An 8,922-nucleotide genomic window follows, 5' to 3' on the forward strand; every position below is an offset into this window, starting at 1 on the left:
ATCCTCCCGGCGCAACGCGACGGTTCGACCATAGCAGTAAACATGTTCTCGATGAATAAGCTGGCCGCCTCACGTGACTCCATCAACGTCAGCAAAGTCGCAAATACAAGAGGTGGATCGGATGCATAGGCTTCAAATCAAATAGATCCTGTCCGGTAGTCCGCTGTGCTCCTCCGCTTCGGCCGGAAAGTGCGTCGCCAGCACGCTGCCGCAGCGCTCGATCGCGATAACGAAGCCGTCAGCGATATGACCTTGGCGCATGTGCTCGATCAGCGCGTCGATGGCGCCCTGCCACTCAGCCCGCACGACGCGCGAGGCGATGGCCTCGTCAGCGATGATGCGCGCATAGCGCTCGGCCAGGGAGACGAACACTAGGACGCCGGTGCGACCCTCGGTTCGGCCAATGCCGCGCAGCACGAACTGTTCCATGGCGGCCTGGTGGGCAAGGGCCCGGCGCGTCGCAGCGGGCAGCAACGCTACTCGTACGCGCGGCAAGCTGAGCAGCACGGCGAGCACCACGAACAGCGCGAGCTGCAGGGACAAGATGATCAGCACCGGAAGAGTCGTCAGGAAGACCAGCAGCCACGGCAGCATCAACGCGGCCAGCGCCGCGAGCACAATCGGCAGCGCCGTCGCGTCGACAGAACTGCGCGCTAGCACGCAGACGAGTTCGCCCGAGGTTTGGCGCTCAGCGGCCTGGATGGCGGCGGAGATGCGCCTGCGGTCGTCGAGCGATAATTCCACGAAGTTCGGGGCCGGCATGTCGCTTACCATCGGCCGCTGGCGCCGCCGCCACCTGACGAGCCGCCGCCACCGGAGAAGCCGCCTCCACCTTGGCCGCCGCCCCAGCCGCCACGACCGCCGCCGTACAAACCGCCCCCGGCACGACCGGACAACAGCATCGCGAACACCAGCGCACGGAAGCCCGGCGAGACCACCAGCAGGATGATGAATGCGCCGAAGGCGATCAGGCCAATCCAGTTGGTGGGGTGCTCCGCCTGGGGCCGGTCGAGACGCAGTGACGGTCGCTTCTGCCATTCGGATTCGTCGGTCGTTAGCACGGTGATGATATCGTCGACACCGCGGCTGATGCCGCCTGAAAAGTCGCCGGTTTTGAAGCGCGGAGTTATGGCGTTGGTGATGATCACGGCGGAGAGGGCGTCAGTCAGTGTGCCTTCCAGGCCGTAGCCGACCTCGATGCGTACCCGCCGCTCGTTGGGCGCGACCAACAGTAGCACGCCGTTGTTGATCTTCTTCTCGCCGAGCTTCCAAAAGCGGAACAGCTCGTTGGCATAGGGCTCAATCTCTTGGCCGTCCAGCGACTTCACCGTGGCGACAACAAGCTGGATGCCTGACTTCTGCTCGAGGTCGGCGAGCTTCGGCTCCAGCGCCTCGCGCGCCTGCTGCGAGATTATGTTGGCCTGGTCGATAATGCGACCGGTGAGCGGCGGGAAGGTAAGGGCGGCAGCGACAGTGGCGACGGCCAACGCGACACAAAACGACAGCAACCGCGTTATGGAGACCGCAGGTCTCCAGGCCCACACATGATTCATAAGACGGGTCTGCAGGGCTGCGGTCCCCTGAATCATTTTCCGAACTTGACCTGCGGTGGCCGCTGCGCGTCATCCGTGGCGCTGAACTCCGCCATTGGCTTGCTGCCGCGGATCGAGGCCCACATCAGGCTGGGAAAGGTCCGTATCTCGGTGTTGTAAGCTCGCACCGCCTCGATGTAGTCGCGGCGCGCCACAGCGATGCGGTTTTCGGTCCCTTCGAGCTGCGACTGCAGCGCCAGGAAGTTCTGGTTAGACTTAAGGTCGGGATAGTTTTCACTGATCGCTATCAAGCGGCCGAGCGCGCCACTCAACTGGTTCTGCGCCTCCTGGAACTGTCTGAGCTTCTCCGGGTCGGTGAGCTGCGAGGCATCGACGCGCACCTGCGTTGCCTTGGCGCGCGCCTCAACGACGGAGGTGAGTACGTCCTTCTCCTGCTTCGCATAGCCTTCGACGGTGGCTACCAAGTTGGGGATGAGATCCGCGCGGCGCTGGTAGTTGTTCTGAACGTCTGCCCACCTGGCCTTGGCCGCCTCTTCAAGGGTCGGGATAGTGTTGTAGCCGCACGAAGCCACGGTCATGAGCGTGAACACGAGGGCAAGTAAGGTGGCCGTTCGCGATGGGCGGGACAAGGTCAGGATCATTTCTCTCCTCCAGGGGGAGCGGCCGAAGCATTAGGACGCAACGGGGCTACGAGTGAGTCGTTGCGTGGCCGAACTTTCGCCCGCGCGGTCGAGCACGACGCGCTTGACAGGCCGGTGAGCGGGAGCCTGGAAGCGATCAAGACGATCCCTGGCCGGCAGCTCGGTCAGCCTGCGATCCAGGAGCCTCCGGCGCGCCAAAAGCTGATAGTCACCTTGTTCCCAAATCCTGACGGTCTGCAACCTTCGCCACGAAGCCTCGGCCGCCACCGACGCGCACAACGGATCGCCACCACTTGCCCGACTTGATATGCGTTCCTGCCTCGCGCCGCTGCTGCCGCTCTGCTGTCATTGCATAGCGCCGCGGTGGCGGCACTGAGTGGCCGTGGTCGTATACACCGTCCAACATCAAACGTCAGGGTCGGTCTTCTGCCCGTGGGAATCGATTGGCCGTTGGCTGCTGCCCTAGGGCTATGGAGCTGGAAATGCTGAGGTGAGTGGGCTGTCGCGCGCTTTGCTCATAATCCGCCATAACCTCAGCCTCTTACCAGACAGGCGGGTTCGACAACTTGTCGACGAAAAATGAACCAGCAGAAGTCCGTCGTGCCACCATGGCCACAACCCCGCGCACCCGGTGGCAGCATTCTCAGACGCCCGGCGATCATGAGCTTATGACAATACTCCAGGAGGTCGGCGCGTCCCTTCGCGGCCATCCAGGTCATGCGCAGCAGGACGGCGAGCATGCCATGGTCGGGCAGTAGCTGAAGAGCATGCCGTACGTGATCGTTAGCATCTTTGAACGGCGGATTCATCACGATTGATTGACAGCTGATGTTGCCGAAGGCGAAGCAGATCGCGATTGATAGTGGCGGAGCCGGCCATTCGGCTGGAGGCGATGATGGAAGCGGGGCTAGCGCCATGCTCCGTCCACAGACCTGCAACGGGAACGGGCGCATCCGTGGTCGACTTCACCACAACGTCGTTGCCATCGATGCCAATTTAGACGCCGGAGAGCCCAGTAAGCGCGGCTTTGCGGCATGAGTGGGCTAAGCACCGCCGCATTGCCGCGTGCTTCCCCGCAATTGAAGAGGCAGATAGCCTTTATCGATAAAGCGTTGAACAACTCGGCGGACCCGGCGAGATTCTAACTCACGACCTGCCTTCGGAGGGCTGCGCTTACTCGACTGGTCATTACGTGCTCCCCGGAATGACCTCGTTCAGAGGGAGAGTCTGTTCTGGTTATGCCCCTGGTTGGGGCGTGCTGCAAACTCCGTTGGTGTGAGCCCGCCAAGGCTCGAGTGTGGCCGTGCGGTGTTGTAGTCGACACGCTGCGCCAGATCGCCTATGCGCTGGGTTATGCCGAGCCGGGGCCGCTGGTGCGGGCCTTCAAACGGTGGACTAATGAGACGCCGATGCAATATCGGCACAAGCACCGCTGATAAGTTGGCCTTCGCTTGTTCAAACCTGAACAGCTCGGCGTATCTCTTTGCCCTGGCGAATTCAGTAAATTGGCGCCCGTGCGCATATGACTTAGGACATCAACGCCGATTTCACGATTAAATGCAGCGGCAAATGCGGGAATCTGGCTGAGTTGATCAGCAAGATATCATTTGCCGATGCACGGTGCGCCGATCGAGTGGTGCCTGTTATCGGCGCCTCAATGAACACCTCGTATATACGAAAATTGCGCGGAATACGGGGGCCGTCGTCGTCACTGCCGCCACCGCCTCCACTTCCACCGGATCCACCGCCGCCACCTGCTCCGCCCGCTGCCGCAGCCACTGCTGGCGGCGGCCCTTGCGATCCGCCGCCGCCGCCGGCACCGCCAGCAGCGACAGGCACGGCAATGGGCGGAGCCGGCGAGGCTGTGCCAACACCCGACGGCTCGCGAGCCAAACCCCACGGATCAACCCAGTTGAGCGGGTCGTTGCCGACGTAGGCATAGAGGTTGACGCCGCCGCCGTAGCCCAGCGGATCGGGCTGCAGGAAGCGGCTCCAGGTCGGGGAATAGTGTCGCGTGCGGTAGTGGTAGAGCCCGCTCTCCTGATCGAGGCGCTGGCCGGTGAAGCCGAAGGGCGAGGAGGCGGCGGGGCTGCCGCCGTAGGGCTGGTAGGCGGATTTGGTCAGCGTCCCGGTGCTCGAAGCGACCGAGGCGATGATCGAGTCCAACTGGTCGGGCAGGAGCGTTGTGCGCGTGCCGGCCGGCACGTTCATCTGGCCGAGCACGGCATTGGGGCCGAGCCCGTAGGTGTACCAGCGCAGCACGGCGCCGGTGGCGCCATCGTACTCCAGCACCTCGCGGTCGTCGGCGTCGGTCACCGAGAGGGTGGTGGTGCCGGTGACGGTGCGCGCCGTGCGCCGGCCCTTGGCGTCGTACTGGTAGCTGGCGGTGTTGCCGGCGCCGCTGGCCGAGACCAGGCGGTTCTCGACGTCGTAGCCCAGGGTGTAGGTGCCGTCGAAGGTGAGGTTGCCGTTGGCGTCGTAGGTCGGGGTGGTCCCGCCGACGGCGGTGTACTGGTTCAGCGCGTTGGCCGTGTAGCCGGTGGTGCTGGGCGAAGCCGCGGGATGGGCGAGCCAGCTGTTGTCGCCGACGTCCTGTCGAATGCGCTGGTTCGCCTGGTTGTAGGCGTGGGTGAAAGGTGACCAGCGCTCCCGGTGCGGGAGCCGTCGCTGCGGGAGCGGGTTCCCAGGTCGCGCCGGTCAGGCGGCTGAGCGCATGGTAGGCGTAGCTGGCGGCATAGGTTGTCGTGGTTCCCGGCGCGGCGACTGCGGGGATTGCCGCACTGTTGTCGCTGACGCTCTTCAGCCTTCCGGCGAGGTCGTAGGTGTAGGCGACAGCCGGGCCGGAGGAGGGCGTCTTGCTCGAGAGCCGGTTGAGGTTGTCGTACGCAAAGGCGATGGTGTCGCCCTTGCGCGTCTTGCGGCTGAGTACGTTGCTGTTGGCGTCGTAAGTGAAGGTTTCGGTGCTGCTGTCGGGATAGGTGATCGTCGCCAGGCGGTCGAATCTGTCGTAGGCGAAGCATGTCGGCTTGTTGCTGGCGGCGCATGTGCGTATAGCCGTTGGCATCAGTCAGCGTCGCGGGCAGCCCGTCGGCGGTGTAGGTTTGCGCGACCAGCGGGTTGGCGGAGACGGCGAGGTTGTACAGCTGGAATGGCTGGCGGAGCACCGTCCAGGTGGTGCGCGCGCGACGCGGCCCATGGCGTCGGTGACGCTGATGCGGCGGTCGAGCGGATCGTAGGCGAAGCGCGTGACGTTGTTGTTGGCGTCGGTCGTGGTGGCGACGTTGCCGGTAGGGGTGTAGGTGGCGCTGGCAGTGCGCAGGATGCTGCCGCCGGCCGACTGGCGGACCTCCAGCAGGCGGCCCAGGGGATCCCAGGTGAAGGCCGTGAGCACGCGGGCGGCGCCCGCCGGGGCAGCGGGCAAGGTCGTGGCAATCGGGCGGCGGTTGGCATCGTAGCCGGCGGTCGTGACGGCGCCGCGCGGATCGGTGGCCGAGATCACGTCGCCCTGGGCCAAGCGGCTCGTCGTTCTTGTAGGACAGAAGAAGGCCGTTGCCATCGCCGTGAAAAACGTGTCCGGGCGCCGACGCTGGTCGAAATTGAATGAGTGGCTTACTGCGCCATTCCAGCACGCTCGATAGTGATAGCTTAGAGCGTCTTGGTTTGATTAAGCCTTCGTCAAAAGTTATCGTTGTGGTGGCATGCAACGACGAGGTCTTTCCCACCCGCCTCAACACCAGTTAACTTTAGATGCGGCCCCTTCGAAGGTCTCATATGGGGTGCGGCCGAAGATCCAGCCAAATGCAGAAGTGTGCGAATGGCCACAGATCAAGCGTCTATCGGAATGCAACGCTAAAGTGCCGGCTCGGCTAGCCTCCTTTGGCGGGAAGCGGCATGCGCATCCTTACACTGCCCGGTGGTCACGATTTGTGGCCATGCGCTTGCCTTGGCAGCACACCTTTGGGCGATGCCCTTCGGAAGGGCTTGGTTGGCATGGCAACGACTTACACGGTAAAGCAGGGTGACAATCTTTCATCCATCGCCCGCAAGCACGGCCTGCCGAGCTGGCAGACTATCTACAACGATCCAGCGAACGCTTCATTTCGCGCCAAGCGTCCCAACCCAAACCTGATCTTCCCAGGCGATGTCCTGGTAATACCCGGCGTCGATCCGCCTGGGCCTACTCCTCCAAGTCCGCCCACCCCGCCGATTCCGGCACCCGTTCCCATAACTCCGAGCGCCACGCCCCAGGCAATTCAAGCGTATCTAGCGCGGGAAGCGCGCCGAGATGTAGTCACCGCTTTGATTGGTCATCGGGCCGACCTCACGATTTTTGGCGAAGTCCATTCTACCTTCGATGCGCTCAAAGCATTCTTCCTTGGGGAGATCATACGGCGCGAGTCCTTGCTGAAACCTCTGATTACTCACTTTCACGCCTCCGAGCGTTTCCGCGATGATGAGCCGACGCGATCTCGTATTCATGATTTCCTTCAGGCAGGGCCACTCGAAGCTGGCCGCGCCATGATCAACCTACCCGGAACGGTACTGCCCTTCGCACCGACGCTTGGCCAAGCCAGGCTCTTCTCTAACCGTAGATACGGGGTTTTGGGAATCGATCCGCCCCAAGACCCGGCTAAACCTCACGACGAGGATTTGAGGCACACCGGAATTTTCAACTCCTTTCGAGTCAGTTCACAACGCGGCCCGGACGTGCCCAGCGGCACGATCAATCCTGGGATGAGCCGCGGCAACATGCTGCTTGGCGCGCGTCATGCAGCTCGGCGTCATGTAGCGGGCCGATCAACGGCCACAACATGTTCTCAGCTAATCGGCGCCGGCTGGGCGGTTCACAGCGTGCGATTGACCGTACCTCACCGCAAAAGTGACGCGGCGGTGCCAGAAGAATTGAATTTGCGGCCGCTGGAAAGCTCGGCCAATGAATAGACCATAAATGTATTGGAAATCATAGAACAAGTAGCGGGCGGACGGTCCTTTCTCGCCGATCTGACCAAGGCCGACAGTCCGTTCTCGCGCTTAAGAGAATCGGATCGTGATGCTGCTGCGACTCCATATAACCAACTCTTTGACACCATCGTTCATCTGGAGTCCGACACCGTTCCGTTTCCGCTGTAATATCGATCCCGGATGCGTTGCCCGACGCGAGGGCGACGACCCGCATCGCCCCGGCCGGGTGCACTCGACGATCGGCAGGTTTGATTCATTGGTCAGTCGCGGCCAGTCCTCGCGATCGACGGCCTTTATCTACTCGATGCGAATGTTTGCTGACTTCACCATCGCGGCACGACTCAAATTTTGCCACGGTGTTGGCCTTGGTCAGCGCCTCGAGCTCCACCAAGCGCGCTGCCGTCGCGAGCGCGCGGAAGACTGCCTTCATCTCCTCATTCAGCCTTATGATCAGGGCTGGACCGGTGCCTGCCGGAACGAAAACGCCATTCCACTCCTAAGTCTCAAAGCCTGGCAGGGTCATTGCCATGCCTGGCACGCCGGGCAACACCTCGGCTGGCTGGGCCCGGTATGGACCATGCGAGTCGCTTTCCTTGGCTGAGCGCAAGCCCACCGCGCCTAGCAGGTTTCCAAACTGTGTTGACCCGGCGAGGTGCCTTTGTGTCGAGCCGGATGCGGAGATGCGCGAATTAGGCTTCGCGGTGCAGGGTCATCGGATCGCCGTGGCCGTAGCTTCCGAGAGACAGGAACATATTCTGCAGCTTTCGGGCAGAGCCATGAAAACGCTCGCCTGTTTCCACATCTTCGATTTCAACAATTCTGGCGCTCTGCTTGCCCACAGCCTTTATGGCATGCACGCAGAACCTGCCGTCGGAAATAAACCATGACGTGATGGCTTGAGCCATGCCGAGTCCTCAGTCTTGCTGCTGTATCCGAGTAAATGTGGGTCCCACACTCCTCGCGAAGCAAGGGCCAGAAGTGGCCATCTCGTGACAGCGGTCGGATTGTTCCTGGAACACGCAAGGTCACCTGCTGCTCAGTCGTGACGCGCTGCAAGGGCCGATCGCGGGAAGACTAAACTTCCCAATTTATCGCACTGAGGCGCGTTCGGCGCTCATCCATCAAGAGTACCCACGTAGAGTAGGCGCCATGCGTCAAGGCTACTGCGCTACAAACAAGTCTATACGCCGCAGGATCAAACCGCGCGTCCCTCACGCAGGCCTGTTCTGGTAGCTGGAAACGTCCAGCCCTCATTCGTCGGGACAACAAGGCCGGTGTTATCGACGTATCTGCTCCACCAGTTCCGCGGCGACGACGTCGCAAACAAGCATTTAGTTGGTCGCCCGTGATACCAGTGCGCGCATCTGCGGCGCTTTATGCGCCGCCGCGACGAGAAATGAGTCGGGGCTTTCTAATGCGCGATTGCGCAGGCGACCAGCGCGAACAAAAGTCCCGCGCCGCAGTAGGCCGCAAAGATGCGGCGTGCAAAGGTGTCACTGTCCATCACTCTCACCACTTATGCTTCGGCCTGACCTGCGTCCTTCGTCACAGCATCGCCCGGGGCGGCGACGCCGCACAGGAAGGCTGCACCTGTGCAGGGCCTGACCACTTCTCTGAACATAGCCTTGAGGCAAGAGTGATCGGGCGACACATGGCAAGCGATCGGTTGGCTGGCGTTGAGGCGCTGTCGATCTTGACCTGCCAGTGTGAAAGGAGCTGCGGCATATTGAGATAGTTGCCGTCGAAATTGGCCAGATCGGCGAGCC

10 protein-coding genes and 1 pseudogene are annotated in these 8,922 nt (G+C 62.2%); 3 read left to right on the top strand and 8 right to left on the bottom strand.

Annotation, left to right across the window (positions count from 1 at the left end; all coding sequences use genetic code 11):
• Positions 1 to 132: 132 nt before the first annotated feature.
• From RSO01_RS44665 to RSO01_RS49345, 4 genes and pseudogenes are all read right to left on the bottom strand, one after another.
• Positions 133 to 762, bottom strand: a complete 630-nt coding sequence (locus RSO01_RS44665) for a TPM domain-containing protein (protein WP_246159240.1) — start codon at positions 760 to 762, stop codon at positions 133 to 135.
• A gap of 5 nt (positions 763 to 767) precedes the next feature.
• Entirely contained in the window at positions 768 to 1,487 is a 720-nt protein-coding gene (locus RSO01_RS44670; RefSeq protein ID WP_246159241.1) for a TPM domain-containing protein, read from the bottom strand.
• Between the two features lie 98 nt (positions 1,488 to 1,585).
• Positions 1,586 to 2,194 (bottom strand): LemA family protein, encoded by a 609-nt coding sequence (locus RSO01_RS44675; RefSeq protein ID WP_147157094.1) that lies wholly within the window; start codon positions 2,192 to 2,194, stop codon positions 1,586 to 1,588.
• A gap of 1,214 nt (positions 2,195 to 3,408) precedes the next feature.
• A pseudogene (locus tag RSO01_RS49345) lies at positions 3,409 to 3,525 on the bottom strand (integrase core domain-containing protein); the annotation flags it as partial.
• On the opposite strand from RSO01_RS49345, the gene RSO01_RS50210 reads away from it, so the two are divergent.
• The gene (locus RSO01_RS50210) at positions 3,490 to 3,630 is read left to right on the top strand and encodes a helix-turn-helix domain-containing protein (RefSeq protein ID WP_170303841.1); all 141 of its coding nucleotides are present in this window, start codon (positions 3,490 to 3,492) and stop codon (positions 3,628 to 3,630) included. The pseudogene RSO01_RS49345 and the gene RSO01_RS50210 sit on opposite strands and share 36 nt — an antisense overlap.
• 91 nt (positions 3,631 to 3,721) lie before the next feature.
• On the opposite strand, the gene RSO01_RS44685 is transcribed toward RSO01_RS50210, so the two are convergent.
• The gene (locus RSO01_RS44685; protein WP_507763601.1) at positions 3,722 to 4,795 is read right to left on the bottom strand and encodes an RHS repeat-associated core domain-containing protein; all 1,074 of its coding nucleotides are present in this window, start codon (positions 4,793 to 4,795) and stop codon (positions 3,722 to 3,724) included.
• Between the two features lie 466 nt (positions 4,796 to 5,261).
• Positions 5,262 to 5,708, bottom strand: a complete 447-nt coding sequence (locus tag RSO01_RS44700; protein ID WP_174825998.1) for an RHS repeat domain-containing protein — start codon at positions 5,706 to 5,708, stop codon at positions 5,262 to 5,264.
• A 476-nt stretch (positions 5,709 to 6,184) separates the two neighbouring features.
• Between RSO01_RS44700 and RSO01_RS44705 the strand changes: the two genes are divergently transcribed.
• Together RSO01_RS44705 and RSO01_RS44710 are read left to right on the top strand one after the other, a co-directional pair.
• Positions 6,185 to 7,135, top strand: coding sequence for a LysM peptidoglycan-binding domain-containing protein (locus RSO01_RS44705; RefSeq protein WP_170303843.1), 951 nt, complete (start codon positions 6,185 to 6,187; stop codon positions 7,133 to 7,135).
• A 106-nt stretch (positions 7,136 to 7,241) separates the two neighbouring features.
• Complete coding sequence (locus tag RSO01_RS44710) at positions 7,242 to 7,757, top strand: hypothetical protein (protein ID WP_147157099.1); 516 nt, start codon at positions 7,242 to 7,244, stop codon at positions 7,755 to 7,757.
• An 88-nt stretch (positions 7,758 to 7,845) separates the two neighbouring features.
• On the opposite strand, the gene RSO01_RS44715 is transcribed toward RSO01_RS44710, so the two are convergent.
• The gene (locus RSO01_RS44715) at positions 7,846 to 8,061 is read right to left on the bottom strand and encodes a hypothetical protein (RefSeq protein WP_147157100.1); all 216 of its coding nucleotides are present in this window, start codon (positions 8,059 to 8,061) and stop codon (positions 7,846 to 7,848) included.
• A 640-nt stretch (positions 8,062 to 8,701) separates the two neighbouring features.
• A partial coding sequence (locus RSO01_RS48715) for a hypothetical protein (protein WP_218037656.1) occupies positions 8,702 to 8,922 on the bottom strand: 221 nt, incomplete at its 5' end.

The sequence above is a fragment of the Reyranella soli genome (genome assembly GCF_007992495.1).
GTDB lineage: Bacteria > Pseudomonadota > Alphaproteobacteria > Reyranellales > Reyranellaceae > Reyranella > Reyranella soli.

Excerpts from the sequence above, each read along its gene's own strand:
- RSO01_RS44665 (WP_246159240.1), bottom strand. The coding sequence starts at position 762 with ATGCCGGCCCCGAACTTCGTGGAATTATCGCTCGACGACCGCAGGCGC.
- RSO01_RS44675 (WP_147157094.1), bottom strand. The coding sequence starts at position 2,194 with ATGATCCTGACCTTGTCCCGCCCATCGCGAACGGCCACCTTACTTGCC.
- RSO01_RS44705 (WP_170303843.1), top strand. The coding sequence starts at position 6,185 with ATGGCAACGACTTACACGGTAAAGCAGGGTGACAATCTTTCATCCATC.
- RSO01_RS44715 (WP_147157100.1), bottom strand. The coding sequence starts at position 8,061 with ATGGCTCAAGCCATCACGTCATGGTTTATTTCCGACGGCAGGTTCTGC.